At 62.7% G+C, this 23899-nt stretch carries 31 protein-coding genes; 4 read left to right on the top strand and 27 right to left on the bottom strand.

The annotated features are described in order from the left end of the window. Window positions 1-2: 2 nt before the first annotated feature. The 5 genes from M52SOB_RS00285 to M52SOB_RS00265 all read right to left on the bottom strand — a co-directional run bounded on the left by M52SOB_RS00285 (window position 3) and on the right by M52SOB_RS00265 (window position 2358). Complete coding sequence (locus tag M52SOB_RS00285) at window positions 3-278, bottom strand: hypothetical protein (protein WP_131109782.1); 276 nt, start codon at window positions 276-278, stop codon at window positions 3-5. 328 nt (window positions 279-606) lie between these two features. Next, window positions 607-816 carry a hypothetical protein gene (locus tag M52SOB_RS00280; RefSeq protein ID WP_131109780.1) on the bottom strand — a complete coding sequence of 70 codons (210 nt, stop codon included), beginning with the start codon at window positions 814-816 and terminating at the stop codon, window positions 607-609. A 4-nt stretch (window positions 817-820) separates the two neighbouring features. Next, window positions 821-1126 carry a sulfurtransferase TusA family protein gene (locus M52SOB_RS00275; RefSeq protein WP_131109778.1) on the bottom strand — a complete coding sequence of 102 codons (306 nt, stop codon included), beginning with the start codon at window positions 1124-1126 and terminating at the stop codon, window positions 821-823. Window positions 1127-1138: 12 nt separating this feature from the next. Continuing rightward, window positions 1139-1807 carry a YeeE/YedE thiosulfate transporter family protein gene (locus tag M52SOB_RS00270; RefSeq protein WP_131109775.1) on the bottom strand — a complete coding sequence of 223 codons (669 nt, stop codon included), beginning with the start codon at window positions 1805-1807 and terminating at the stop codon, window positions 1139-1141. Beyond that, entirely contained in the window at window positions 1804-2358 is a 555-nt protein-coding gene (locus M52SOB_RS00265) for a YeeE/YedE thiosulfate transporter family protein (protein WP_284155254.1), read from the bottom strand. Before M52SOB_RS00265 ends, M52SOB_RS00270 begins: the two co-directional genes overlap by 4 nt. Window positions 2359-2406: 48 nt before the next feature. Between M52SOB_RS00265 and M52SOB_RS00260 the strand changes: the two genes are divergently transcribed. Continuing rightward, window positions 2407-2751 (top strand): ribbon-helix-helix domain-containing protein, encoded by a 345-nt coding sequence (locus M52SOB_RS00260; RefSeq protein ID WP_131109771.1) that lies wholly within the window; start codon window positions 2407-2409, stop codon window positions 2749-2751. A gap of 25 nt (window positions 2752-2776) precedes the next feature. Here the strand turns inward: M52SOB_RS00260 and M52SOB_RS00255 are convergent, their stop codons facing one another. The 18 genes from M52SOB_RS00255 to M52SOB_RS00170 form a co-directional block, all read right to left on the bottom strand. Then, window positions 2777-3484 carry a cytochrome c biogenesis CcdA family protein gene (locus M52SOB_RS00255; RefSeq protein WP_172601700.1) on the bottom strand — a complete coding sequence of 236 codons (708 nt, stop codon included), beginning with the start codon at window positions 3482-3484 and terminating at the stop codon, window positions 2777-2779. Next, on the bottom strand, window positions 3481-3876 hold the full coding sequence (locus M52SOB_RS00250; protein ID WP_131109767.1) for a thioredoxin family protein: 396 nt from the start codon (window positions 3874-3876) through the stop codon (window positions 3481-3483). Before M52SOB_RS00250 ends, M52SOB_RS00255 begins: the two co-directional genes overlap by 4 nt. Window positions 3877-3879: 3 nt before the next feature. Beyond that, window positions 3880-4935 (bottom strand): permease, encoded by a 1056-nt coding sequence (locus tag M52SOB_RS00245; RefSeq protein WP_131109765.1) that lies wholly within the window; start codon window positions 4933-4935, stop codon window positions 3880-3882. 138 nt (window positions 4936-5073) lie between these two features. Continuing rightward, window positions 5074-5277 carry a zf-HC2 domain-containing protein gene (locus M52SOB_RS00240; protein WP_131109763.1) on the bottom strand — a complete coding sequence of 68 codons (204 nt, stop codon included), beginning with the start codon at window positions 5275-5277 and terminating at the stop codon, window positions 5074-5076. Further along, window positions 5271-5870 (bottom strand): sigma-70 family RNA polymerase sigma factor, encoded by a 600-nt coding sequence (locus M52SOB_RS00235; RefSeq protein WP_131109761.1) that lies wholly within the window; start codon window positions 5868-5870, stop codon window positions 5271-5273. Before M52SOB_RS00235 ends, M52SOB_RS00240 begins: the two co-directional genes overlap by 7 nt. Beyond that, on the bottom strand, window positions 5867-6376 hold the full coding sequence (locus M52SOB_RS00230; RefSeq protein WP_131109759.1) for a DoxX family protein: 510 nt from the start codon (window positions 6374-6376) through the stop codon (window positions 5867-5869). Before M52SOB_RS00230 ends, M52SOB_RS00235 begins: the two co-directional genes overlap by 4 nt. After that, window positions 6373-7134, bottom strand: a complete 762-nt coding sequence (locus M52SOB_RS00225) for an HvfC/BufC N-terminal domain-containing protein (RefSeq protein WP_131109757.1) — start codon at window positions 7132-7134, stop codon at window positions 6373-6375. Before M52SOB_RS00225 ends, M52SOB_RS00230 begins: the two co-directional genes overlap by 4 nt. Window positions 7135-7136: 2 nt before the next feature. Then, entirely contained in the window at window positions 7137-8009 is an 873-nt protein-coding gene (gene bufB, locus M52SOB_RS00220; RefSeq protein WP_131109755.1) for an MNIO family bufferin maturase, read from the bottom strand. A gap of 2 nt (window positions 8010-8011) precedes the next feature. Then, a complete protein-coding gene (locus M52SOB_RS00215; protein ID WP_131109753.1) occupies window positions 8012-8311 on the bottom strand; it encodes a BufA1 family periplasmic bufferin-type metallophore in 300 nt (99 codons plus the stop codon). Window positions 8312-8518: 207 nt separating this feature from the next. Further along, on the bottom strand, window positions 8519-8941 hold the full coding sequence (locus tag M52SOB_RS00210) for an OsmC family protein (protein WP_131109750.1): 423 nt from the start codon (window positions 8939-8941) through the stop codon (window positions 8519-8521). Between the two features lie 20 nt (window positions 8942-8961). Continuing rightward, on the bottom strand, window positions 8962-9897 hold the full coding sequence (locus M52SOB_RS00205; RefSeq protein WP_131109748.1) for a SufB/SufD family protein: 936 nt from the start codon (window positions 9895-9897) through the stop codon (window positions 8962-8964). After that, the gene (locus M52SOB_RS00200) at window positions 9890-10603 is read right to left on the bottom strand and encodes an ATP-binding cassette domain-containing protein (protein ID WP_131109746.1); all 714 of its coding nucleotides are present in this window, start codon (window positions 10601-10603) and stop codon (window positions 9890-9892) included. Before M52SOB_RS00200 ends, M52SOB_RS00205 begins: the two co-directional genes overlap by 8 nt. A 103-nt stretch (window positions 10604-10706) precedes the next feature. After that, complete coding sequence (locus M52SOB_RS00195) at window positions 10707-11480, bottom strand: alkaline phosphatase family protein (RefSeq protein ID WP_131109744.1); 774 nt, start codon at window positions 11478-11480, stop codon at window positions 10707-10709. A gap of 11 nt (window positions 11481-11491) precedes the next feature. Beyond that, a complete protein-coding gene (gene sigZ, locus M52SOB_RS00190; RefSeq protein ID WP_131109742.1) occupies window positions 11492-12031 on the bottom strand; it encodes an RNA polymerase sigma factor SigZ in 540 nt (179 codons plus the stop codon). A 4-nt stretch (window positions 12032-12035) separates the two neighbouring features. After that, window positions 12036-12359, bottom strand: coding sequence for a hypothetical protein (locus tag M52SOB_RS00185; RefSeq protein WP_131109740.1), 324 nt, complete (start codon window positions 12357-12359; stop codon window positions 12036-12038). Further along, on the bottom strand, window positions 12356-13432 hold the full coding sequence (arsB, locus tag M52SOB_RS00180; protein WP_172601699.1) for an ACR3 family arsenite efflux transporter: 1077 nt from the start codon (window positions 13430-13432) through the stop codon (window positions 12356-12358). Before arsB ends, M52SOB_RS00185 begins: the two co-directional genes overlap by 4 nt. 1 nt (window position 13433) lies before the next feature. Then, window positions 13434-13919 (bottom strand): arsenate reductase ArsC, encoded by a 486-nt coding sequence (locus tag M52SOB_RS00175; RefSeq protein ID WP_131109738.1) that lies wholly within the window; start codon window positions 13917-13919, stop codon window positions 13434-13436. Between the two features lie 9 nt (window positions 13920-13928). Further along, a complete protein-coding gene (locus M52SOB_RS00170; RefSeq protein ID WP_131109736.1) occupies window positions 13929-14279 on the bottom strand; it encodes an ArsR/SmtB family transcription factor in 351 nt (116 codons plus the stop codon). 462 nt (window positions 14280-14741) lie between these two features. Between M52SOB_RS00170 and M52SOB_RS00165 the strand changes: the two genes are divergently transcribed. Beyond that, on the top strand, window positions 14742-15692 hold the full coding sequence (locus tag M52SOB_RS00165; protein ID WP_431306342.1) for an IS110 family RNA-guided transposase: 951 nt from the start codon (window positions 14742-14744) through the stop codon (window positions 15690-15692). A 16-nt stretch (window positions 15693-15708) separates the two neighbouring features. Here the strand turns inward: M52SOB_RS00165 and M52SOB_RS00160 are convergent, their stop codons facing one another. From M52SOB_RS00160 to M52SOB_RS00145, 4 genes are all read right to left on the bottom strand, one after another. Then, window positions 15709-16089 carry a hypothetical protein gene (locus tag M52SOB_RS00160; RefSeq protein ID WP_131109732.1) on the bottom strand — a complete coding sequence of 127 codons (381 nt, stop codon included), beginning with the start codon at window positions 16087-16089 and terminating at the stop codon, window positions 15709-15711. 301 nt (window positions 16090-16390) lie between these two features. Beyond that, on the bottom strand, window positions 16391-17728 hold the full coding sequence (locus M52SOB_RS00155; protein WP_131109729.1) for a sigma-54-dependent transcriptional regulator: 1338 nt from the start codon (window positions 17726-17728) through the stop codon (window positions 16391-16393). Beyond that, window positions 17725-19185, bottom strand: coding sequence for a sensor histidine kinase (locus M52SOB_RS00150; RefSeq protein WP_131109727.1), 1461 nt, complete (start codon window positions 19183-19185; stop codon window positions 17725-17727). The genes M52SOB_RS00155 and M52SOB_RS00150 overlap by 4 nt, the downstream gene beginning before the upstream one ends. Next, complete coding sequence (locus tag M52SOB_RS00145) at window positions 19185-20171, bottom strand: substrate-binding domain-containing protein (RefSeq protein WP_284155122.1); 987 nt, start codon at window positions 20169-20171, stop codon at window positions 19185-19187. The genes M52SOB_RS00150 and M52SOB_RS00145 overlap by 1 nt, the downstream gene beginning before the upstream one ends. A 171-nt stretch (window positions 20172-20342) precedes the next feature. Here M52SOB_RS00145 and M52SOB_RS00140 point away from each other — a divergent pair, with 171 nt between their 5' ends. Beyond that, complete coding sequence (locus tag M52SOB_RS00140; RefSeq protein ID WP_131109725.1) at window positions 20343-23132, top strand: molybdopterin-dependent oxidoreductase; 2790 nt, start codon at window positions 20343-20345, stop codon at window positions 23130-23132. A 10-nt stretch (window positions 23133-23142) separates the two neighbouring features. Next, complete coding sequence (locus M52SOB_RS00135) at window positions 23143-23895, top strand: 4Fe-4S dicluster domain-containing protein (RefSeq protein WP_284155121.1); 753 nt, start codon at window positions 23143-23145, stop codon at window positions 23893-23895. Window positions 23896-23899: the final 4 nt, after the last annotated feature.

Here is a 23899-nt window from a genome sequence, read left to right as displayed (position 1 = left end):
CGTCAGCAACCGCCGAAGCGCTTCGGCGCCGCGGCCGCGCCACCGCCGGCATTGACGGGCGCGGGCGGGTTGTCGATGTAGTAACCCATCAGGTCGAGCACACTCACCTTGCCGAAGCCGGGCAGATCGAGCTCGGGCAGGGTTTCGGGCGGTACCGGCACCTTGGCTGCGGCGATGCTGGCCTTGGGCAATGCGGCGAGCTGGTAACCACCGATGCAGGCGACGGACGCGACGACGATGCTGACGGAACAGAAAATCACACTGGTGCGATTGAGCATGGCCGGTTCCTCAGAGTTTGTGAAGAAATTCGTCGCGAGCGGGCCGATGGCAAGGCGCACGGAGCGCAGCGACCGAGACATAACATGGAGTTAGGCGAGGGAGCGAAAACGAAGTTTCGGCGAAGCCAAAACGAAGTTTCGGCGTAGGCTAACCTCGGCGCAGCCGAGGTTAAGCGAAGCGGCCGAAGCCAACACCGCGCAACGCAGCCAGCGGGCCGCGCAGCAGAATTTTTCACAAGCTCTCATAGCGAATCGCTGAAGAATGCGAGATACATCATGCCCATCGCCAGACAAAACAGGCCGGCATGCCAGAGGGTTTGCGCATCCATCACTTCTCTCCCTTGTAATGGCGCACCAGCGTCTCGAGCGGAATCGCCTCGCCGGTCACCGGATGGACGACCGGCGGCGTGAAATAGGGCACGCCGTCCTTGGTCGCCTTCATGCCAGGCGGTGGTGCGAAGGTCATCCAGAGGATGCCGCCGATGCTCACCACGGCGGAGCAGACGACGAGAAAGCGCAGCAGCAGTCGTTGCCACATGGCGTCAGTCCTTGCGGATGTAGATGCGCCAGCAGTTGGGCGCCTTGATGGTTTCCAGATGCGTGGCGTCGAGTTCGTCGCACATCGGCGGCAGCGCCTCGACCGACGAGGGATTGTCGGCCAGCACCTCGATCACCTCGCCGATGGCGATTTCATTGATGGCCTTCTTGGTCATCAGTTGCGGGCGTGGGCACGAGACGCCCAGGCAATCGACCTGGCGCGCGATTTTGATTTCCGACCCATCCGAGAGCCTGGCCGTGCCGCCGGAAACGGCTTCCTCGGTTTTCTTTTTCGATCCGAACAATCCCATGTTATTTCCTCCTCAAGCGGTTTGATTGGCTGCGGCCGCCTTGGCCGCTTTCTCGGCTTTTTTCCTGGCGTGTTCCCGTTCGTGCTTTTCGTGCTCGGCGTGCTGGGCGCGTTCGCGCTTCAGGATGCCCCGATACAGGCCGAACAGCACCACAGTCTGCACCAGCCCGAAGACGATGGCCGGCACGCCGAATTTCTCGCCGAGCGTCTGCGCGTTGGCGAAGCCCAGCTGCAGCGCCGGCGCGTTGATCTGACCGGTCATGGTCTGCGGCGCCGGCGGCCACCAGCTCGCCGACCAGACCAGCGAAAACAGGAACATGCCGACGAAGGTGAAAATCAAGGCCCACAGCGCGCCGAGATTGCCCTCGCCGGTCTTGACCCAGGTCGACACCGTGCAGGCGCCGGCGAACACCATGCCGATGCCGAACAGGAACAGGCCGGCGAAGGTGTTCAGGCCGACGTCGAACTGCAAGGGGTGTCCCGCGCCGAGCGACATGAAGCCGGTGAAGCCGATGGTGAGGATCATCATCGCCACCAGCATGGCCTTGGTGTTGCGGTAGGTCTTGAACATGATCGCGTCGCGCAGCGCGGCGGTGTTGCAAAAGCGCGAGCGCTGCATCAGCAGTCCGGCCACCGAGCCGAACAGGAAAGCGACGAAACATTCGGCAACGGGCGTCATCATTCGGCCTCCAACAATTTCTTGTAGATCAGCGAACCCACCCAGGCGCCGGCGAGGATGCCGGACATCGCGAGGTAGCCGCCCATGTTCATCTCCGGCATCAGGCCGAAGAAGGTCGACACGTTGCAGATGTAGGCGAGCCGGATGCCGAAGCCCATCAGGAGTCCGCCGATGGTGATCAGCAGCCACTCGGAGAGATGGCGCGGCACGCGCAAGTAGAACTCCTTGGAGAGCACCGCGCCGACGAAGGCGCCGAACAGCATGCCGAGGCTGATGTAGATCTTCCAGTAATCGCCATGCACCGGAAAGACGATGCTCCAGAACGGCAGCCGTTCCAGTTCGTCGCCGATCATGCCTTTGGCGATGAGCCCCGTCATCATCGTCTCGCCGCCGCCGACCGTCCATGCGCCCATGATCAGGAACATGAAGATGTCGAGCACCGCTATCGCGGCGAGCGCGATGATCGGATCGAGCGTCTTCTTGAAAAACTCCATGACACCTCCTCTTTGTTGTGGGACGAAACTTACGGCAGCCCTCTTTGCCTGAGGTAGTATCTATTGCCAACAACCAACAAACTGGCTACGGCCGGAAGAGGAGAGACGATGAATATCTATTGCGAGACGCGCGATTTCCTCGATCACATGTTCAACTCCTGCACGACCGCGCAAATCAACGAGTTCATTCCGGAAAAGCGTGGCTTTCGCCTGCATGGTCACAGTACCACGGTGGCGCTGGAGCGCGCGTTCTGGAATGTGCTCGAAGCGATGGCGCAGGATTGCGGTCTCACCGTCCCGCGCCTGATCGAACGGGTGCTGGATGGCTGCCTGGTGGCCAACGACAAGAACCTCTCGTCCTGCCTGCGCGTGATCTGCCTCAAGTATCTGAACATCTACGCGATGGGCGGGACAGCGATGCGAACCGAGGACATCGATACGCTGGTAGCTTAAAAGTCGGCGCTGGCGGGACGGCGGATCAACCGAGGATGCCCCGCATTTCGGCAAGCAGATAGAGTCCGTAGCCGACCAGCAGCAAGCCAGCCAGCCGTGAAAACACCCAATTGAAGCGCTCCGCCCAGCGCGCGCGGGCGATCCACTGGGCGAAGCCGATGGAACTGCCTGCGGCCAAGAGCAGCGCGCTGTGGCCGAGCGCGTAGAGGAACATCAGCCCGGTGCCGAAGACGACATCCTGCTGATTGCCGATCAGGGCCAGGATGCCGACCATCACCGGCGTGGCGCAGGGCGCGAACACGAAACCCGACAGCGCACCGGTGACGAAAGCACCGAACATACCGCGCCAGTGTCGCGTTCGAGGTGCGGTCGCTCCGCACTGCGCCTTGCCCAGTCCGGGCAGTCCCTTGCCGCTCAACAGGCTGATGCCGGCGGCCAGCGCCAGCAGGATCAACACCCAGCGCCAGAAACCGCCGGCCGGCAGGAACACCGCGCCGGCCAGCGCGATGGCGAGGCCGATGGCGGTGAAGGCGAGCGCCATGCCGAACGCGAAGGCGGCGGAATAGGCGATGGCGCGGCGCCGGCTGCCGTCGGCGTAACCGCCGACATAGCCGACCACCAGCGGCACGGCGGCGACCGTGCAGGGCGACACCGACGAGGCGAGGCCGGCCAGCAGGGCCGTGGCGGCCGCGGCTGCCGGATAGGCGGCGATCAGCGCTTCGCTTTCACTCACGAGGATAGACCGAGCCGCGCCATGATCTCGGCCTCGGTAAGCTTGCCCATGTGGCGGCCGGTCTCGCGGCCCTGTGCATCGAAGAACACCTGGGTCGGCATCAGGCGAATCTCGAAGGTCTGGGCGGCCGCGTAATCCTGGCTGATGTCGATGAGCAGCACATGCGCGCGGCCGGCCGTCTTCTTCGCCACGCCGTCCAGGATGACCGCCATCTCGCGGCAGGAGGCACAGGTCTTGGCGCCAAATTCGACGATGGTCGGCAGCCCCGAGGCGGTCGCGCTGGCGACCAGCGCGACGCCAGGCGAAGGCGGCACCGGCGCTTCACGGCCGCAGCTGGCGAGCGCGACTGCCGCAGCCACCAGAACCATGGCGGCAAGCCATCCGGTCCGCATGCCTTACAGCACCAGGTTGAAGACGTAACCCACCAGCAGGATGCCCGCCGCGACGACGCCGGCGAAGGTGGCGATGAGCCGGGGCTTCAGCACTTTCCGCAGGATGATCATCTCGGGCGCCGACAGCGCGATCACGCTCATCATGAAGGCGAGCACGGTGCCGAGCGCCGCGCCCTTGCCCATCAGCGCCTCGACGACGGGAATGATGCCGGCAGCGTTGGTGTACATCGGCACGCCGATGGCGACAGCCGCCGGCACAGACCACCAGGGCGCGTCCTTGCCCATGATCGAGGCCATGAAGTCCTCGGGCACGTAGCCATGAATGCCAGCACCGAGCGCGATGCCGGCGAGGATGTAGGGCCAGACCTTGCCGACGATCTCGCGCACGTGATGGAAGCCCTGCTCGATACGTTCGCCCCAGGAGAGCTGCGGCAGTTCGACCGCGCCCGCGCCTTGCGAATTTTGCAGCGCCGCCACCCAGTCTTCGAGATGGCGCTCCATCTTCAGTTCGCCGATCACGAGACCCGCAACGATGGCGACCAGGAGGCCGAGACCGAGGTAGAGCGCGGCGACCTTCCAGCCGAACAGGCCGAACAGCATGGCGAGCGCGACCTCATTGACCATCGGCGCGGAGATCAGGAACGAAAAGGTGACACCAAGCGGCACGCCGGCCTGCAAGAAGCCGATGAACAGCGGCACCGCCGAGCAGGAGCAGAACGGCGTGACGATGCCCAGGGTCGCGGCCATGACATTGCCCGCGCCGAGCCGGCGGCCGGACAGCATGGCGCGCGTGCGCTCGGGCGAGACGAAGGTATGCACGATGCCCATGACGAAGACGATGCCGGTCAGGAGCAGCAGCACCTTGGGCGTGTCGTAGAAGAAGAATTGCAGCGCGCCGCCGAGATGGCTGTCGCGCGCCACCGGCAGCAGGCCGACCAGCGCCTCGGAGAGCGGGATCAGGGTCTGGTAGAGCGCGAACCAGAGCGCAGCGGCGACGGCGAGGAAAAGCCATGGCTGGCGGTCGGAGAAGCGTTTGAGCTGCAAGGCGAGTGCGGTCATGAAAAACTCCAAAGTTGATCCAGCAACGGTGACGAATCATCGCCGAAAAGGATGCAGCGTCAAAGTCAGCGCTGGCGGAAATCAGGACGTCCCTCCGGGCGCCGACTCACCTCGCAAAGTCGGCGCTGGCGGGACGGCTCACCGCTCCGACTCATGTCTGTCGTCGATCGCCTTGCCGGCATAGCGCCGGCAGGCTGTGCGCAGAAAATCCATCTGCTTGCGGAAGTTCGTACAGCCCTTGCACATCGCCAGATGCATTTCCAGCGCAAACCGCTCGCGCAGGAATAGCTTGCGATCCTGCCCCTCGGAAAGCAGATGGGTGACTTCCTTGCAGCTCAACATGACGAGGCTCCCGTGGCGAACCAGCTCGTTTCCAGGCAGCGCCGCAGCGCATTGCGCGCCCGATGCAGGATCACATGGCAGTTGCTGGTGCTGAGATTCAGCTCCCGGCAGATTTCGGCCGTATCGAATTCGAGGAACTCGCGCATCATGAAGACGCGCGCCGTGTTTTCCGGCAGGTGTTTCAGGCAGGCCTCGAATACTGTCCAGAACTGTTCCTGATGCAAGGCGGCCTCGGGATCGCCCCAATCGGCGGGTCGCTCCTCCGGCCGCCAGTGCGCATTGGCTTTGAACTGGGACTCGAAGGTTTCCTCCAGTTCGGCCTCTTCCGGCAGCAGCGCGCTGAAATTCACGCTCTTCGCTTTCTGGCGGATGGCATCGACGATCTTGTTGCGCAGGATCGCGAAAATCCAGGTTTTCACGGCGGAACGGCCGGCGAACTGCTTTTCGCCGTCGAGCGCGGCGACCATCGCCTCCTGCACCACGTCCTCGGCGAGTTGCTCGTCACGCAATTGCAGGGTGGCGAAGCGCAGCATGTCGCGGCGCACTTCCACGAGGAAAGTCGAACTGCCGACACTGGTATCAGGATCGTTCATGCCATCCTCGTCTCCTTTCGACGGTGCGATCCGAACCGGCTCGCCAGCAGATGATCGAGCGACAGACGCCCCGGCCCGCGCGCAACGAGGTAGAGCAGCACCGTGGCCCACACCCCGTGCGTCGGATAAGCGTCAGGATAGACCAGAAACTGGATCGTCGCCGTCATACCGAGCAGGGCCAGCGCGGAAAAACGCGTCGCCAGACCGATCAGGATCAGCGCCGGGAAGAGGTGCTCGGCCGTCGCCCCCATCAACGCCGCGAGTTCCGGTGGCAGGAGCGGCAAGCGATACTCCTCGCGAAACAGATCGACGGCGGAATCCGACAGCCGCGGCCAGCCGAACTGGAACTCGCCGGAGACGATGTCCAGGGCAAAGCCCTGCACCTTGGTCTGGCCCGACTTCCAGAAGATCGCCGCGATGGAGAAGCGGCCGAGCAAGGCGATGGCGTCATCGGGAATCCGGCCGAACAAACCGATGAGGTGGCGCACGAGCGCGATGGCTTTCATGCGGGGCTCCTCGCGGTGGCAACGATGGCACCGCAGCGAATCAGCAGGCCCAGCGTTGCGGGAAGATCGAAATCCCCATCGGCCGCTGCCGCGCCGAAGGTCTCGCCGGCGAGCAGACGGCTGATGAAAACGGCGGCGTCCGGTTCGATGCGCACGATGTCGACATCGAGAGCGGGTCGTAGCAACACGGCGGCCTCGCCGCGGCCCATGTCGACCGTGCCGAGAGCGGCGGCAGGGTCGTCGGCCTGATGCGCCGCCCAGAGCGAGACTACCGGATATGCCGAGCGCATCACCCGCAAGGCCGGATGCAGCGCAAAGCACATCGTCGGCAAAGTGTGCGCCTCGGCAAGCAAGTCGTTCAGCACTTCATTCGCCAGCGGCACGGCATCGGCCGCGTGCCAGGCTTCGACGCGCAGCCATTCGAGCCGCGCCACGTCGGCCAGATAGGGCAGTCCCGCCGTCGGCGGAAAGTCGGCGATGAAGTCGGCGAAGCCCGCGCCATACCAGGCGAGCACCGGCGAGGCGGGCGGCGAGGCGCGCACGAACTCGGCCGCCATGGCGCGGAAGAATTCCTCACCGACCAGCGCCTGCACCACTGGATAACTATCGGCGAGCGCATCGACCAGTCCGACGATGACGTTGTTGCGATAGACGGCAAAGCGCTTCGCCGGATCGGAACCGTTCCAGGTCATCAGTCCCGGCGGACAGCCAAAAGTCGACGCTAGCAGGACGGCGGAAAAATCGGCATGGGCGCTCATGCTCACCGCCTTTCATCGATATCCAGCGCCGCCATCATCGCTTCGGCATGACGCGCTTCGGCGTGCAGCACAGCCAGTGCCGGAATATTGTTGTCGCGCTCGATCAGGGTCGCCATCGGGCCGACGTAGCCCAGCGCTTCTGCATAGAGATCCCAGACATCGCCCGCGACGGCAGCGCCGTGACTGTCGATCAGCAGACGATCGCCACTCGCGTCGACATCCTCGGCAAAACCGGCGAGATGGATTTCGCCCACTGCGGCCAGCGGTAGCGCGCGGAGGTAGGTATACGGATCGCGGCCATGGTTGGTGCAGGCGACATGGGCGTTATTGACATCGAGCAGCAGTCCACAGCCGGTGCGCTTGACGATTTCGCCGATGAACTCGGCCTCGGTCATCGTCGAGGCGGCGAATTCGACATAGGTCGCCGGGTTCTCCAGCAGCATGCGGCGCTGGAGGCGCTCCTGCACGCGGTCGATGTGATCGCAGACGTGTTGCAAGCTCACTGGGGTGTAGGGCACCGGCAGCAGATCGTTGAAGAACGTCCCGCCGTGGCTCGACCAGGCCAGGTGTTCGGAGAAGGATTCCGGCTGGTAGCGGTCGAGCAAGCTGGCCAGCCGGTCCAGATGCGCCTCGTCCAGCGGCCCTTCGCCGCCGATGGACAGGCCGACGCCGTGGATCGACAGCGGATAGTCGGCGCGAATGCGTTCGAGATAATGATGGAACGGACCGCCGGCCACCATGTAGTTCTCGGCATGGATTTCGAAGAAACCGATGGCGGGCCGCGTCTCGAGAATCGTCCGGAAATGCTCCGGCTTCAACCCGACGCCGCCGGCCCTCGGCAGCGCCGTTGCGCCAAGCAGTGTCGGGTTGGCCATGATCAGGCGCTCTTTTCCTTGAATTCCTTCAGCTGACCGTAGCCGGTCGGCGAAGTCTTCGACGGCGTTTTCTCGCAGGTGCCTTTCGGCACCATCATCCAGGCATTACCCTGGTGGTCCCGCACCGAGGTGCCAGCGCAGGAAGTACCCGCACCCGCCTTGCAGTCGTTCTTGCCCTTGAGGGCGACGCCGTAACATTTCTCCTTGTCGGCCATCTGTTGTGCGGCGACCGGGCTGGCAGCGATGGTCATGGCGGTACCGAGGGCGATGGCGAGGGAAGCGGCGGTCATGGTTTTGTTCATTTGAGTCTCCTTTGGGTTGGTCATTGCGAGGGCAGGATTTCTCACCTGCTGACCATTAGTCGGCACACCCCCACGCTTTCTTACACTCAGGCCACCTTGTAGCAAGGAACTGGCCTAGGGTGAGTTCTCAATCAAGCCAACCAGACGATCGGCTCTCCCGGCAGTAACCTGCCGGTGCCGGTGATGCGGGAACAGGGGGAGGCGGATTCAAGCCGCCCGCCGCAGCGTTCCGGAAAGCTGCGTTCCTGGCGCCACGGTGTTGAACACCGTGCCGTAGCGCCGCACATTCTCATGCAGCAGTTCGAGACGCCGGTCGTCCTCGTCGGTATCGACGAGGATCTCGTAGTCGATCGACTCCAGGCCCGGCGGCACGTCGCGGCGCACACCATGCACCTTGACCTCGACGCCGCGCAGCCGGAACTTGAGGATGGGCGTCACGCGCTCGATGCCCTTGAGCATGCAGGCGGCCAGCGCCGCGAGCAGCAGCTCGGCGGGATTGAAGGCGTCACGCCGGCCGGCCAGATCGGTGTCGAGCACGAGTTCGGCGTCCTTGCACTGCGCGACGCTGCCATGCGCGTCGAGGCGCTTGGCGGCGACGTGGAATTCCATTTTCGGGGCGGGCGGGTTCATTTCGTCTCCTCGTCGGGTTTTCAGCGCAGCATGCCCAGAACGATGCGATCCACCGCCTCGTCGGGCGCGAGGCCGCGCGCCATCAGGGTTTCGAGCTGGCGGGCGTCGACGCTGCCGATCGCCGCCTCGTGGGTCACCTTGGCCTCGGGGTGGCTGACGCGCACTTCGGGCACGGCGCGCGCGGTCGCCTTGCCGCGCACGATCTCCATGCAATCGACATGGCCGCGGGCACCGGCGGCGTTGCCGTAGGTGGCGCCGACGATTTCCGCGTCGGCCTCGTCCTCCACGGCGACGCGAGTCTTGACCAGGCCGCGCGCGCGGGCGCCGTCGAGGCTCACCGCCTCGCGGATGCGGATGCGGTCGGCGGCGTGGCCATAGACCTTGCTGGTCAGCTCGGCGACGCCGTCCTCGGCCACCGCCACCGCGTAGTCGATGTCGAGCCGGCCGACGAGCCCCTGCACCAGCACGAAGTCGGCGGCGTAGCGGGCGCGCGGGCCGACCTGCACCGTCGCGCGCGGGATCACCTCGATGCGGCCGTAGAGGCCGTGATAGTGGGTCTCGTTGCTGACGAGTTGGGCGCCGGCTGCCAGTTCGATGCGCGCGTTCATCGCGTGGAGCGCGGCCTGCGGCAGGGTGAACAAGCAGTGCGACCAGACCGTGGCGCGGGCATCCTCGCCCAGCCTGACTTCGAGATCGACGTTCTGGCTGCCGAAGCGCTCGAACAGGCCGAAGCACAGGTGGATCGGCTGGGCGATGCGCGCGCCCGGCGCGATTTCCAGCCGCGCCTTGACGATTCCCTCCTCGCTCCGGGCTTCCAGCCGCACGCCGGGGATCGCCTGCTGGCTGACGATTTCGTGGCCCTGGGCGATCAGGTGCGCGGTGCCGGGCGCGAGCACGCGGGCCGGGTCTTCGCCGATCAGGGCGAAGGCCTGCCGGAGATGCGTCAGATCAGCCATGGCAGCTGCCTCCGTCGCAGCGGTCGCAGAGGCGGCGCTTGTAGCGCTCCACCACGCGTTCGGGATCGCCGCTGCAAACGATGCGGCCGGCGCAGATCTGCGAGGCCACGTCGGCCTGGCGCGCGAGCGCCTCCTCGTGGGTGATCAGCAGCACCGCCGCGCCGCCCTGGCGCAGGGCGGGAATCGCCGCCTCGATCAGCGGCAGCGAGGACAGGTCGATGCCCGCCGTCGGCTCGTCGAGGATGGCCAGTTTCGGCGCAAGGCTCAGCACGGCGGCCAGTTCGATGCGCCGTCGCTCGCCGCCGGAGAGGCGGGCGTCGAGCGGACGCGGCAGGTAGTCCGCCGCATCGAGGCCCACCTGTTCGAGGCAGGCGGCGGCCGGCTGCCTGACCGGCCCGCAGCCGAGATAGTCGGCGACGGTCAGGCCTTCGATGACCACCGGTTCCTGCCAGGCGATGGCGATGCCGCGCCGCGCGCGCTCGTGCATGGGCAGGGTCAGAAGATCGGCACCTTCGAAACGCACGGTTCCTGCGACGGCGTGGTAGCCCTCGGCGCCCATCAGCAGCCGCGCCAGGCTGGTCTTGCCCGAACCGTTGGCGCCGACCAGCGCGTGGACCGAGCCAGATTCGATAGTCAGGTCGATGCCCTCAAGGATCCGACGCCCCCCTGATTCAACGGCAAGATTGTCGACTTCGATCAGTGCCATATTTCAACCCAGATTGCGTAGATTCGCTCATGCTGCGATGGCGATGGCCTGGGTGAGCCAGAGGGGGGCATGGGTTCGATCCGCCTTTTTGCATTGTAAGCACTCAGCGAGCCAGCTCACGAAACAAAGAGCGCAACTCTGTCAATGACCATTCAGCTGCGGGAAGCTTGGGCAATTGGGCCAGGTTACCGCTCACGATCAATGGGAGCTTGTAATCCTCTGGATGATTGGTGCCGTGGAGTTTGTCATGGCCGGCATGGTCACTGATTACGACGATGGCGTACTTGCCGCGGCGGCTCACCTCATGGAATAGCGGTGCCAATGCCGCGTCGATGTCTTTCAGTTCATCGAGATACGCTTGCGAAAGCCAGCCAGAATCGGTGCCCACCCATTCCAGGCCGCTGACATGCAGGAAGGCAAAGCGCTTCCCAGTATGTCGAAAAAAGGCCCGCACCCGCTCGATACCGCCATCCGGATCAAGCGCATGTTCGCCCACCGCAGGATTGACCAGGTAACCCAGCTTGGGCTTTGAATAGTAATAGGCAGTTTGATAGCCCAGCCGACGTCCATCATCGAAGAGTGTTGGCTTATCGACTTGCGGATCGCCTGGCCGCCATTGATTGTCGATCTTGCCGTTTTGCACCGGCGGCAGGCCAGTCATCATCGCCGTATGCGCAACCAGGGTTTTCGGCGGTTCGACACTCCTGCCCTGCAGGGTGTAATACCCAGGTTGCATCAAGGCCTGCAGTGTCGGCGAGTTGTCCACGCTCAATGCAGCAGGATGCAGCGCATCGATGGAAACGATCAGGAGGGTATCCGCGGCAGCAGCCATGGAGGGCAGAACGAAAGACAAACCCCACGCAAAGAGACGTTTCAACGTCAGCACCCTCAAAAAACTTCTGGGAAACGGGGGATGAACCCCTCCACTTTGCCATCTGCATCGAAGCTCACCTGACAGGCTTCACTCATGCGCGCCTTGAGCCGGGCGCGGGCGCGCTGCACGCGCGACTTGGCAGCCGGCAGCGAAAGACCAATGCGTCTGGCGTATTCCTGCTGGGTCATGCCCTCGATGTCACACAGGGTGATCGCCTCGCGGTCTTGCGGCGAGAGTTCGGCGAGCACGCGCGGCAAGCATTGCACGAGATCGTCGACCGGCGGTGCCGGATCATCCTCTTCGTTGGCCAGATCGTCAGGCAGCTCCACCAGCGCTTTCGCCAATCGCAGCCTGTCGATCAGCAGGTTGCGCGCGGTCTTGAACAGCCAGGCGCGCGGGTTGTCGATGCCGCACAGGCCATTCTTTTGCCGCAGCGCACGCAAAAAGACATCTTGCAGCAGATCTTCGGCGATCGCGTCATCATTGGCGCGATGGCGCAGGAAGCGGCGCAGTTCCGCTTCGTGCTGGCTCCAGGCCTTGGTGATGCAGTTCATGTCGTCAGCAGCAGGCGTTGCCCTTGGCGGTCGGCGTGCAGCCGCAGGACGATTCGCTGGGGGCAGGCGCACAGCAAGCGTCAGAAGCCGGCGCCGGAGAGACGGCCAGTCTGGCCTCGACATCAAACTCGGCGTCGAGCATCTGGCCCGCTTCGTCGCGCAGGTGGCGGGCGATGTCCACCACCATGTCGATCTGTTCCTCCGTAACGCCGTAGCCGCGCAGGCGCTCGATCTGGCATAGGCCTTTCTTCGGATGATTGGCGGCGATGTTGGCCGCCAGCGAGACCATCGCAATGATGGACGGATGCAGGGGGGTGGCAGTACTCATGCGGTTTCCTTTCGTTCGTACCAGTTTTTCGAGGCATTGACGACCTTGACGACCAGCAACATCACCGGCACCTCGATCAGCACCCCGACCACGGTGGCAAGCGCCGCACCGGATTCGAAGCCAAACAGCGAGATCGCCGCGGCCACTGCCAATTCGAAGAAGTTGGACGCGCCGATCAAGGCAGAGGGGCAGGCGACGTTGTGCTTTTCGCCTACCAGACGGTTGAGCCAGTAGGCAAGCGCCGAATTGAAGAACACCTGGATCAGGATCGGCACGGCCAAGAGCGCGATGATCAAGGGCTTCTCGACGATGGCCTTGCCCTGGAAGGCAAACAGCAGCACCAGCGTGGCGAGCAAGGCGGTGATCGACCAGGGACCGATTTTCTGCATCGTGGCATCGAAATGGGCCTGGCCCTTTTTCAGCAGCGACTTGCGCCACAATTGCGCCAGCGCCAGCGGGATGACGATGTAGAGCACGACCGAGGTGAGCAGCGTATCCCACGGCACGGTGATCGCAGATATGCCGAGCAGCAGGCCGACGATCGGCGCGAAGGCGAACACCATGATGGTGTCGTTCAAGGCCACCTGTGAGAGCGTGAACAGCGGATCGCCGTTGGAGAGCCGGCTCCAGACGAACACCATCGCTGTGCAGGGGGCGGAGGCGAGCAGGATCAGGCCGGCGACGTAGCTGTCGATCTGGTCGGCCGGCAGATACGGCGCGAACAGCTGGCGCACGAACAGCCAGCCGAGAAAGGCCATCGAGAAGGGCTTCACCAGCCAGTTCACGAACAGCGACACGCCGATGCCCTTGACATGCTCCTTCACTTCGTGCAGCGCGCCGAAATCGACCTTGACCAGCATCGGGATGATCATCACCCAGATCAGGAGCCCCACCGGGATATTGACCTGCGCGACCTCCATGCGTCCGAGCGCCTGGAAGGGCCCCGGGATGAGTTGGCCGAGCGTGATGCCGGCCACGATGCAGAGAAAGACCCAGACCGTCAGGTAGCGCTCGAAGGTCGACAAGGGCACACCGGCGGCGACCTTGGCGGTGACTTCACATTGGGCGGACATGTCAGGCTTCCTCGTGAATGCGACGCGCGGCGGCGACGATCTCTTCGCGCGTCATTGTCTCCAGCGGCAAGGCGAGAAAAGCCGCGATGCGCTTGTGCAAGGATTGGTAGGCCTCTTCGAAAGCCGCGCGGCGCGCCTCCATGGGCTCGACGTGCGCCGGATCGGGAATGCCCCAGTGCGCGGTGGTCGGATGGCCCGGCCAGACGGGACAGGGCTCATTGGCGGCGTTGTCGCAGACGGTGAAGATGAAATCGATCTGCGGTGCGTCGGGTGCGGCGAATTCGTCCCAGGACTTGCTGCGCGCGCCCTCGCAGGGCACACCATGCTTTTGCAAGGTCTCCAGCGCGACGGGATTGACCTGCCCGGCAGGCTTGCTGCCCGCAGAATACGCCTTGATGCGGCCCTGGCCGAGGTGATTGAACAGCATCTCGCCGAGAATCGAACGCGCCGAGTTGCCGGTACAAAGAACAAGTACATTGAAAGACATGGATACTCCTCAGGCCGCCTTGCGGCGGGATCGGGTTGAAGTGGTGGCTGCGGTGGTTTTGGGCAGACATTGCCCGCCCCCCTGGCAGCAGTTGTCGGTGAGATAGGCGATCAGCTCGTCCATGGCCGCGAAGTTGGCCGAGTAATAGATGAAGCGCCCCTCCTGCCGCGACGCCACGAGGCCCGAGCGGGCAAGATGGGCGATATGGAAGGACAGTGTGGCTGGCGCCAAGTCAAGCGCTTCGGCGATGGCGCCGGCATTCATACCGGCCTCGCCCGCCTCGACGAGTAGGCGGAAGATCGACAGGCGGGTTTCCTGGGCAAGCGCGGCGAGGGCCTGGACGGCGTCCGATGTATTCATTTCGTCGTTTCCAATAAAGTCGAACCATTGTACCCGGAAAAGTCGGCGCCTGACCGACGGCGCGCGCAGGCGACAGGACTCAGAGCTTGTGAAAAATTCTTGCGCTATCTGCTGGCTGCGTTGCGCGGTGCTTGCTCCCTCGCCTATCTACTTTGATATGTCTCGGTCGCTGCGCTCCGGGCGCCTTGCCATCAGCCCGCTCGCGACGAATTTTTTCACAAGCTCTTGTATGTTCAAACCAGACCAGCGCGGTACAGTTGGGTCACTGCTGAGGTGACCAGACAGGGACGTGCAGCCTGGAAAGCTCTGGAGACGGCAAGCATGCTTGCCAGCTCGTGACTGAGTCGATTGCGCACGGACCCCGTGCTGGTCTTTTGGGTGCCCGAACGGTTAGCCGAGCGGCGTTTGGCCTGCTCGCATGTACAAGAAGGGGAGATGAAGACCATGTCTGGATCATCCGTGATGGTGGGGATCGACGTTGCCTGCACGCACGTCGATGTGGCTTGTCTGGGGGCGGCCTTGCCGGCCGAGTTGGCCCGTGTCAGCAACGATGCCGAGGGGCATTCGGCCTTGGCCGAAGCCTTGGTCAAGCTGCAACCCGCGCTGGTGCTCATGGAAGCCACTGGCGGCTACGAGGCGGCGCTGGCGTGCGCGTTGCAGGCGGCGGGTCTGCGGGTGGCAATCATCAACCCGCGCATGGCACGGGACTTCGCCCGTGCGATGCAGCGCCTGGCCAAGACCGACCGCATCGATGCGGCCACCCTGGCCGAGTTCGCCGCCGTGCTGGCTCAGCGCCCCGACTGCGAGCGCTTCGTGCGCCCCTTGAGCGAGCCCGAGCAGCAGGATCTGGCCGCTTTGGTCACCCGCAGGCGCCAGCTCGTGGCGATGCAGTTGTCCGAGCGTCAGCGCCTGCGCCTGGCGCGCCCGGTCGCACGCCCGAGCATCGAGGCCTTGCTGCAGGCCATTGCCCGCCAGCTCGACGACGTCGATGCCCAGATGCTCAGCCATGTCGAGCAGCACCATGCCGCAATGGCCAAGCTGTTGCAAGGCGTGGCCGGCATCGGTCGCATCGCCGCTGCCACACTGATCGCCGAGCTGCCCGAGCTGGGACGGCTCAACCGCCGCCAGATCAGCGCGCTGGTGGGTGTGGCACCATACGCCAACGATTCGGGCTCCAGTCGAGGCCGAAGGCGCATCGTCGGCGGACGCTTCGAGGTGCGGCGCGCCCTGTACATGGCCACGCTCACCGCAACACGAGTCAACCCCGCTATCCGCGCCTTCTACGAGCGCTTGGTGGCTGCGGGCAAACTCAAAAAGGTGGCCTTGATCGCCTGCATGCGCAAGCTGATCACCCACCTCAATGCCATCGCCCGAAACTACCTCAACGCTCAACATCAACCTCTGACTACTTGACTTTGAACACGGTTACTCAGCCGGCACGTTTGCGCCGCCACACCCGCCAGCCGACTGGCAGCAGGATCGCCATGACAAATAGCATGGCAAGCAGCCATTCGTTGCGCGCCTCATCGCCCGTGGCAGGAAACCGTTCGACCAGCAGGTCGACTGCTTTAGCCTGATCGCTCCAGGTCAATGAGGCGCCATTGATCCAGCGCATGCGAGCGGTGATGGCCCACCAGCCGATGCGGGTATGGCGCGCAGTCTGCCAGCGCACGGCGGTGTGGCAGGTCGTGCATTTGCGCACGAGCAGATCGTCGGTCGTCTCAATGGCTTGCGCCGGAGACGCCACCATTAGCGTCAGCACGGCAAGCCAAAACAGGCGCCCGACCTTTCTCTTATTGAGAATTACCATTAATGGGTGACAACCGTTTGAGGTGGTCGTGCGTTACTCGAATCAGGCATGATTCGGGGAGTGGCTATGACGACCAAGCGATACAAACGGGATTTGAAGGAGATGGGCCGCAGAGTTATCCACGGCGCCGGGCACCGCTGGTCCCTCTCTACCGAAGGCAACCGGCGCCGTGGATAACTCGTGTTCAGCGCTCGCGGGGCGGGAGGCGTCCATTCGATTCCCCGTGAATGTTGATAGTCGGCGCTGGCAGGACGGCACGCACCGGATGGTTGCGATGCGGCAAACGGCGATATCCCGCTTTTCAGGCATCATCGCCACTGGTTGAGCTGATGCCGAGTCGGCGCATTTTCTGCCACAAATTCTTGCGACTGATCCCCAACAACACCGCTGCCCGGGTGATTTTCCCGCCAGCCTCGTTCAACGCCCGACCGATGTAGTCACGCTCACAGGCTTCGAGATAATCGCCGAGTGGCTGGCGATTTGCCGGATTGTTCGCCGCCTCCGCCAAGGCCATCGCCCCGCCGAAAATCGCCGGTGGCTCGAAACAGTCACTGGTGGACAGAACCGCGGCACGTTCGAGACAGTGGCGCAGTTCGCGAATATTGCCCGGCCAGGGATAGTTCATCATCGCGTCCGCGGCACGCGCCGAGATCGAAAGCACCCTGCGCTCCCGACGACCGATCTCTGCGAGGAAACGTTCGGCCAACCAGAGGATGTCGTCGCGCCGTTCTCGGAGTGGCGGAATCGGCAGGTGAATGACGTGGATGCGATAAAACAGGTCTTCGCGAAACTCGCCACTTTCCACCATCGCCTTCAGGTCGCGATGTGTCGCGCAGACCAGACGGATATCCACCGGACGGGGCGCTTCTCCGCCAACCGGCACGACCGCGTTGTCCTGGATCGCCCGTAGCAATTTGACCTGCATCGGCAGCGGCATTTCACCAATCTCGTCTAGGAACAGCGTTCCGCCGTCGGCCTGTTCGAACACACCGCTGCGTGACTTCACCGCTCCAGTGAAACTGCCTTTCTCATGGCCAAAAAGTTCCGACTCGATCAGATTCTCTGGAATCGCACCGCAGTTGACGGCGACGAAGGGTTTGTTGCCCGCGGGATCGCTCAAGCGATGTAAGTGACGCGCCACCTCTTCCTTGCCGACGCCGGACTCGCCGGTGATCAGCACCGGGCTGCGGCTAGTGGCAAGCCGCGGCAGCAAGGCCTCGATCGTGCGCATGGCCGACGAGACGCCCAGACTCTGTGTGTCGGCGATGGTCAGACGGCTATCGCACAGGCTGCGCACCTTCGCCATCAGCGCACTGATGTCGAAGGGCTTGGTGATGTAATCCTGGGCGCCGAGCTTTAGCAGCCGGACGGCCTGATCGATGGTGCCATGGCCGGTGATAAAAAGGAATGGCGGCAGATGGATGTCTTCTTGACGCAAGGTTACGAACAGCTCTTCGCCACTGATGTCGGGCAAGCGGATGTCACTGATGGCTAGCTGATAGCGGTCTTTGCGCAGGGCCGCCAGCGCCTCGGCTCCCGTCTGGAACCAGTCGCAGGCATAACCATCCATTTCCAGGCGCTCCGACAGCGGATTACCGACGAAAGGATCGTCTTCGATCAGACAAACTCCAGCACTCATTTGACTTCCTTGATGGGCAGGCGGACGCGGAAGATCACCTTGCCGTCGGGTGTATCGATCACAATGTTCCCGCCCAACTGCTGAACGGTCTGATAGGTCACCCACAGCCCGAGACCATGTCCTCCCTCGCGCCCGGAAACGAAGGGCTCAAAGATGTGGGCAAGCACCTCGGGGGAAGGCGGTGCACCATCATTGGCCACTTCCAACCACAATTCATCATTGCGTCTTTCTGCGGATAAGCGGATTTCACCCCCGTTGGCCGTAGCCTGGACGGCATTTAGCAGCAGGTTAATCAGGATCTGGCGCACCTGTCCAGCCGCGACGGGAATCGCTTCCGTGACGGTAACCTGCCAGTCGAGCCGCAACGACTTGCTTATGGCCTGAGGCTCGATCAAGGTGCGGACATCCTCGAAATCATGCTGTTCGAGCGGACGCAGTTGGACGCGCGTTTCGACGAGCAAAGCCCCGACGGTTTCAGACACGTGGAGCAGGCCACGCTCGAGAAACTCAAGGGCGCGCAGAAGCTTGGCATCGTTGCAATCTGCCACATCGTGATGCTTGAGATTGTCCAAGGCGATGAGCATGCCGGTCAACGGATTATTGACCTCATGGGCGATACCGGCCGCCAGCCTACCGACCGCCGCGAGGCGTTCGCTACGCAGCATTTCATGCTCAAGAGCCGCTTTGGCGCTGATTTCGACCGCTGCCTGGCGATAGGCGTTGAACAGCTGACCGAGTTCGTCATGGTAGGCATACAGCTCGGGATTCAGGTTGGCCGGCGCGCCCCTGACCATCTGGGCCATATTGCTGGCCAATTGCACGAGCGGTTCGGCCATGCGCCGTCCCCAATACCAGTTGATAGGCAGCAGAATCGCGAGAGCCAACAGGCCCATGCCTGCACCTTCGAATGCGATGCTGGAAAATCGCGGCAGGAAATCACTCTTGGAATGCGTAATGACCAGGGTGCCGAGATAGCCCCCCTCCTCCGCCAGCGGTGTAGTGATATGCAGATAATCCGATGCGGGAAATTCAAAGATGTGATTTCGTTGCGGATCGGTGGTTGTCAGGGCGTCTGCCAGGAGGCGATAGTCATCTCCCAAGTCACTCAGCCCGGCATCCAACGGCATGCTGCGTGGCGATGTCGATGCCTTGATTTTGAGCGCTGGATCAAGGATGAAAATCACGCTCGCCTGCATCGGTGCATCGCGGCTTTTCTCCTGCAATGGCGCATTGATGGTTTCGATGGCGCGCCACAGGTCGTCATGGAGCAATGCCTGGAACAAAGGCTTCGCCAGCGTCTGGCCAAGACCGGTGGCACTGACGATGACATCGTGTTTCAAATCGGCGTAGGCGCGGTACATCAGGCCAGAGGAAACCAGCAGTGTGGCGGCGATGATGAGCGCACTGCCCCACAGAGGCAGCTTATGGCGCAAGCTGAGATCGAAAAACCGTCGCATCAAATCTCGCCGAATGCTGCCATCATCTTCGCTACGCTATCGTACATCTTACGCTGGCCGACGATGAAGCCGTCCAGATTGAGCCGCTTCAAAAGCAGCCGGCCGGACTCATCCTGTGACATGCCGATCAACACCTTTTGCATCCGTTCGAAAATCTCGGCGGGAACTGCACGATGCGCGGCAAACGGTGGGAAGGCATATTCCGGCGAGCGTTCGATGATGCGCGCCCCCTGGGTGACATCGGGGCGCACTTTTTCCAGCGTATCCCACACGAAACTGTCGACCGCCCCGCCATCGGCGAAGCCTTTGCTCACGGCCTCGATCACCTTACGGTGCGACCAGGTGAAAAAGGTCTGCCGAAAAAAAGTCTGCGGGTTGCGTCCCATCTCGCGAATCCGGAAACGTGGGGCGAGATAACCGGTGTTCGAATAGGGATCGGCGAAAGCGAAGACCCCGCCTTCCAGGTCGGCCATGCTGTTGCGTTTCTGGTCATTGGTGCCGACCAGCAGCAGCGAACGGTAATAAGGCCTGCCCTGATTGAGCGGCACCACCAAGAGCCGAACCAGATCCTTGAGAAAAACGAACGGATAATCGCATAGCCAGGCGAAGTCGAGCTTGCCCAGGTGCAACAAATCCATGGTCTCGCGGTAACGGTCGCGCTGCACGAACTCGACTGGCATTTCCAGCTTGGCTTGGAGATACGCACGCCAGTCGGCCAAGAGCGAATGCTGATCATGGAGGAAAGCGGGCGTCATCCCCACCCTGATCGGGCTCGCAGAAATGGCCCTGACAGACCCGGCCATGCCAGCCATCACCGCACCGAGAGCAAATTGCTTCATCCAGCGTCTGCGAGCTTTGCCCTCCAGTGGTAACAGCCCCAAAGTCATGCCCCGACCCCTGTCTAAAAACGGTAACACTGATTTTAGATTATGGCGTCTCTCATAGCGGCGATACCCTTGCCCAAATACGCCCGACTTTTGCGGCACACAAGATAACCCTGTGGCGCCGTTAAGAAAAAAGATGGGTCATGCGCTGCGCCATGTCGAACATTTTTCTCAGGTACAAATTTTGCGGGGAAGTGATATGGCCTGCTTGCCTTGCGAGCAGAAACGTGCGGGCAAACAGCATTGACTTTGTATCAACCAGGAGAAACCACAATGAGCGATTCTCTATTCAATCCGACACTGACACGCCGCCGGTTCCTTCAGGCGACGGGCATCGCAGGGGCTGCCGGCAGCATCGGGCTCGGTAGCCAATTGATCAGCGTCGAAAAGGCCCAAGCCGAAACACCCGCAACGACGGGACAGACGGTCATCACCAAGAGCTTCTGTCACCAGTGCCCGGCGCGCTGCGGCATCGACGTCTATACCACCAACGGCCGCATCCATGCCATCTACGGCACGCTCGACAATCCGCTCTCCAACGGCAAGCTCTGCCCGAAGGGCCATTACGGCGTCTATCTGACCTACGACGCCGACCGCATCAAGGGGCCGATGAAGCGCACCAATCCGAAGAAAGGCAGGAACGAGGATCCGAAATTCGTGCCGATCTCTTGGGACGAGGCGCTCGACATCGTCGCCGGTCGCTTGAATGCCTTGCGCGAGAAGGGCGAGTCCCACCGCTTTGCCGTGCTGACCGGCCGCGGCTGGGGCTACACGGACGTCGGCCTGCTCGCCGAGTTCGGCAAGCTCTATGGCACGCCGAACTACAACCTCGGCCACTCATCGATGTGCTCCGATGCCTCGGAAACCGTCAAGCACATAATGGACGGGCATCACGCCTACAGCGCCTACGACTACTCGAACTGCAACTATCTGCTGGTCTTCGGCGCCGGCTTCCTCGAGGCCTTCCGCCCCTACAACGGCAACATGCAGAACTGGGGCAAGATGCGCACCAAGTCGCCGAAGACCAAGGTCACGGTGGTCGATGTGCATCTGAACACCACCGGCTCGGCGGCCGACCGCCTGCTGCTCATCAAGCCCGGCCGCGATGGCGCGCTGGCGCTGGCCATGGCCCATGTGATCCTCACCGAAGGCCTGTGGGACAAGAACTTCGTGGGTGACTTCACCGACGGCATCAACCGCTTCAAGACCGGGGCGACGATCCCGCTGACGGTCAGCCAGGAAGACGTCGAGGCCTGGAAGCAGACGAGGGCCGAAGCGGCGGCGAAGAAGGAGGCCGCAGCGAAGAAGGCCGCCGAGGCGCGCGAAAAGGCGCTCGCCGAGATCGAAAAACTCAAGAAGGCGGTGAAAGAAGCCAAGGGCGACGAGAAGGCGGCACTGGAGAAAAAACTCGCCGAGGCGCAGAAAAAGCAGAATGAAGCGGACGCGAAAGCCAAGCTCATCGCCGAACAACGCGCGGCACTGGAAAAGGACAAGAAGCCCGAGGCAGCGCCCGTCGTCGGCTCCCCCCTCTTCAATGAAAAATGGACGGTCGGCCTGATCGAATGGTGGAACGTCGAGCTCAAAGACCGCACCCCCGAATGGGCCGCCGAAGTGTCGGGCATCCCCGCCAAGGACATCATCACGGTGGCGCGCGAGTTCGCGACCACCAAACCGGCCGTGGCCCTCTTCGAGCGCGGCGCCTCGGCGCACACCAACGGCGTTTATAACGGCATGGCGATCCATGCACTCAATGCGCTGACCGGCAACATGTTCGCCAAGGGCGGCTTGCGCGGTTACCAGATGAAAACCGCCTGGGCCAAGCTGCCGATCAAGGTCGAAGATTATCAAGACGACTATGCGAAGAACGGACCGTGGAAGAAATTCCCGCGCATCGACATGGTCAAGACCAAGAAGTGGCCGCTGGCGAAAAACATGATGCAGGAAATCGCCATCAACCACTTGAAGGGCGAACCCTACAAGCTCGACACGGCGATCATCTACATGACCGGCGCGGTGTTCTCGGGTCCCGATTGCACCAAGTGGGAAGACGCCTGGCGTGAAGTGTTCGTCATCGACACCTCTCCCTATCCCGGCGAGACCAACAAGTTCGCCGACCTGATCCTGCCCGACCATACCTATCTCGAACGCCTGCAGATCGCCGATACCTATCCGTATGAAGGCTATCCGATCTCGATGATCCGCACGCCGGCGATCAAGCCGCTCTACGACACCAAGGTATTCGGCGACATGATCATCGAGCTGGGCAAGCGCATCAAGGGCCCGACGGCCGACTACTACAAGAAGGTCGACAACACCGAGAACATCATCAAGTGGATGTGCGAAGGATTCAAAGAGAAGCCCGGCGACAACGGCGTGGTCGACTTCGAGACCTTCAAGGCAAAAGGTGTCTGGTACCGCAAGCCCTATGCCTATCTGCAGAAGGATGGCGTGTTCTACGAGTGGGATGGCAAGGGTTACAACAAGGTGCTCACGGAAGCCGAGGTCAAGGAAAAAGTAATGCCGACGCCCACGGGCAAGTTCGAGTTCAAGGTGACCGAGCTCGAGCATCATGCCGACTATGTGCAGGAGAAATTTGGCCTTTCCCACGAGCGCGCCCCCTTCCCGCAATGGATCGAACCGAAGCACGGCGGCGATGGCGATCTGCACTTCGTTTCGCCGAAGCTCGCTGGCCAGGCCGAGGGCCGCAGCTCGAATCTGCCGCATGTTTCGGCAATGATCCAGCCGGTGCAAGGCGGCAAACGCGAAGTGTTCCTCGAAATCCACCCCGAGGCCGCAGCCAAGCGCGGCATCCAGGATGGTGACATTGTGCGCATCAAGAACAAGATCGGCGAAATCCGCGTGCGTGCGCGCGTCACCCACACCACGCGCCCCGATACCGTCGTGCTGCCGATGATCCACGGTCACTGGGCACAGGGCCGCTGGGCCGAAGCCAAGGATCGTCTGCCCTCCGGCAGCACCAACGAAGTCACCGAAAACCTGTCCGAACCGCTGTCGGGACTTGCCTGCTACCACAGCGGCCTAGTCAGCGTGCAGAAAGCTTAAGGAGTACATCATGGCAAAGTGGGGAATGGTCATCGACCTCGAAAAATGCGTGGGCTGCCAGGCCTGCACCATCGCCTGCGGCATGGAAAACAGCCGCCTGCCCGGCGAACATTGGCAGGACGTCATCTTCTTCCAGGAAGGCGAGTATCCGAACACCGAGATCAAGTGGTTCCCGCGCCCGTGCATGCACTGCGAGAATCCGTCCTGCGTCGCGGTCTGTCCGGTGCGTGCGACCTACAAGGCGGAAGACGGCCAGGTGCTGGTTGACTGGAACCGCTGCATTGGCTGCAAGTACTGCATGATCGCCTGCCCCTACGGCGTGCGCTTCTACACCGAGGAAAAAGCGACCTACGGCGGCCCGAACATGAAGCAGGTCTTCAAGAGTGAAGACGCGCATTCATGGAACCCGCCGTGGAAGATGCCGCAGGAGGACTGGAAGCATGGCGTCGGGGTGCAGCCGCATGATGTGGTATCGAAATGCACGTTCTGCTACCACCGCGTGAGTAAGGCGCCCAAAGGCACGGCCGACCTCGATCCACAGAATCCGGCCACGCGCGAATACACGCCGGCCTGCGTCGTCACCTGCCCAACCGGCGCGCGTTTCTTCGGTGATCTTTCGAACCCGGATTCCGAGGTCAACAAGCAGATCGCCTACAAGAACGGCGTACGCCTCTTGGACCATCTCGGCAACAAGCCGCAGGTCTATTACCTCACCGGCGAGGGCGGCTCGGTGCCCGCCACGCGTTCGCTCAAGAAGATTTAAGGAG

It is taken from the genome of Sulfuricystis thermophila, assembly GCF_004323595.1.
GTDB lineage: Bacteria > Pseudomonadota > Gammaproteobacteria > Burkholderiales > Rhodocyclaceae > Sulfuricystis > Sulfuricystis thermophila.
The sequence above is the reverse complement of the archived record's forward strand: the minus strand, read 5'-3'. Positions and strand labels throughout refer to the sequence as shown.

Excerpts from the sequence above, each read along its gene's own strand:
- M52SOB_RS00285 (WP_131109782.1), bottom strand. The coding sequence starts at position 278 with ATGCTCAATCGCACCAGTGTGATTTTCTGTTCCGTCAGCATCGTCGTC.
- M52SOB_RS00280 (WP_131109780.1), bottom strand. The coding sequence starts at position 816 with ATGTGGCAACGACTGCTGCTGCGCTTTCTCGTCGTCTGCTCCGCCGTG.
- M52SOB_RS00275 (WP_131109778.1), bottom strand. The coding sequence starts at position 1,126 with ATGGGATTGTTCGGATCGAAAAAGAAAACCGAGGAAGCCGTTTCCGGC.
- M52SOB_RS00270 (WP_131109775.1), bottom strand. The coding sequence starts at position 1,807 with ATGATGACGCCCGTTGCCGAATGTTTCGTCGCTTTCCTGTTCGGCTCG.
- M52SOB_RS00260 (WP_131109771.1), top strand. The coding sequence starts at position 2,407 with ATGAATATCTATTGCGAGACGCGCGATTTCCTCGATCACATGTTCAAC.
- M52SOB_RS00250 (WP_131109767.1), bottom strand. The coding sequence starts at position 3,876 with ATGCGGACCGGATGGCTTGCCGCCATGGTTCTGGTGGCTGCGGCAGTC.
- M52SOB_RS00245 (WP_131109765.1), bottom strand. The coding sequence starts at position 4,935 with ATGACCGCACTCGCCTTGCAGCTCAAACGCTTCTCCGACCGCCAGCCA.
- M52SOB_RS00240 (WP_131109763.1), bottom strand. The coding sequence starts at position 5,277 with ATGTTGAGCTGCAAGGAAGTCACCCATCTGCTTTCCGAGGGGCAGGAT.
- M52SOB_RS00235 (WP_131109761.1), bottom strand. The coding sequence starts at position 5,870 with ATGAACGATCCTGATACCAGTGTCGGCAGTTCGACTTTCCTCGTGGAA.
- M52SOB_RS00230 (WP_131109759.1), bottom strand. The coding sequence starts at position 6,376 with ATGAAAGCCATCGCGCTCGTGCGCCACCTCATCGGTTTGTTCGGCCGG.
- M52SOB_RS00225 (WP_131109757.1), bottom strand. The coding sequence starts at position 7,134 with ATGAGCGCCCATGCCGATTTTTCCGCCGTCCTGCTAGCGTCGACTTTT.
- bufB (WP_131109755.1), bottom strand. The coding sequence starts at position 8,009 with ATGGCCAACCCGACACTGCTTGGCGCAACGGCGCTGCCGAGGGCCGGC.
- M52SOB_RS00215 (WP_131109753.1), bottom strand. The coding sequence starts at position 8,311 with ATGAACAAAACCATGACCGCCGCTTCCCTCGCCATCGCCCTCGGTACC.
- M52SOB_RS00210 (WP_131109750.1), bottom strand. The coding sequence starts at position 8,941 with ATGAACCCGCCCGCCCCGAAAATGGAATTCCACGTCGCCGCCAAGCGC.
- M52SOB_RS00205 (WP_131109748.1), bottom strand. The coding sequence starts at position 9,897 with ATGGCTGATCTGACGCATCTCCGGCAGGCCTTCGCCCTGATCGGCGAA.
- M52SOB_RS00200 (WP_131109746.1), bottom strand. The coding sequence starts at position 10,603 with ATGGCACTGATCGAAGTCGACAATCTTGCCGTTGAATCAGGGGGGCGT.
- sigZ (WP_131109742.1), bottom strand. The coding sequence starts at position 12,031 with ATGAACTGCATCACCAAGGCCTGGAGCCAGCACGAAGCGGAACTGCGC.
- M52SOB_RS00185 (WP_131109740.1), bottom strand. The coding sequence starts at position 12,359 with ATGAGTACTGCCACCCCCCTGCATCCGTCCATCATTGCGATGGTCTCG.
- arsB (WP_172601699.1), bottom strand. The coding sequence starts at position 13,432 with ATGTCCGCCCAATGTGAAGTCACCGCCAAGGTCGCCGCCGGTGTGCCC.
- M52SOB_RS00175 (WP_131109738.1), bottom strand. The coding sequence starts at position 13,919 with ATGTCTTTCAATGTACTTGTTCTTTGTACCGGCAACTCGGCGCGTTCG.
- M52SOB_RS00170 (WP_131109736.1), bottom strand. The coding sequence starts at position 14,279 with ATGAATACATCGGACGCCGTCCAGGCCCTCGCCGCGCTTGCCCAGGAA.
- M52SOB_RS00165 (WP_431306342.1), top strand. The coding sequence starts at position 14,742 with ATGGTGGGGATCGACGTTGCCTGCACGCACGTCGATGTGGCTTGTCTG.
- M52SOB_RS00160 (WP_131109732.1), bottom strand. The coding sequence starts at position 16,089 with ATGGTAATTCTCAATAAGAGAAAGGTCGGGCGCCTGTTTTGGCTTGCC.
- M52SOB_RS00155 (WP_131109729.1), bottom strand. The coding sequence starts at position 17,728 with ATGAGTGCTGGAGTTTGTCTGATCGAAGACGATCCTTTCGTCGGTAAT.
- M52SOB_RS00150 (WP_131109727.1), bottom strand. The coding sequence starts at position 19,185 with ATGCGACGGTTTTTCGATCTCAGCTTGCGCCATAAGCTGCCTCTGTGG.
- M52SOB_RS00140 (WP_131109725.1), top strand. The coding sequence starts at position 20,343 with ATGAGCGATTCTCTATTCAATCCGACACTGACACGCCGCCGGTTCCTT.
- M52SOB_RS00135 (WP_284155121.1), top strand. The coding sequence starts at position 23,143 with ATGGCAAAGTGGGGAATGGTCATCGACCTCGAAAAATGCGTGGGCTGC.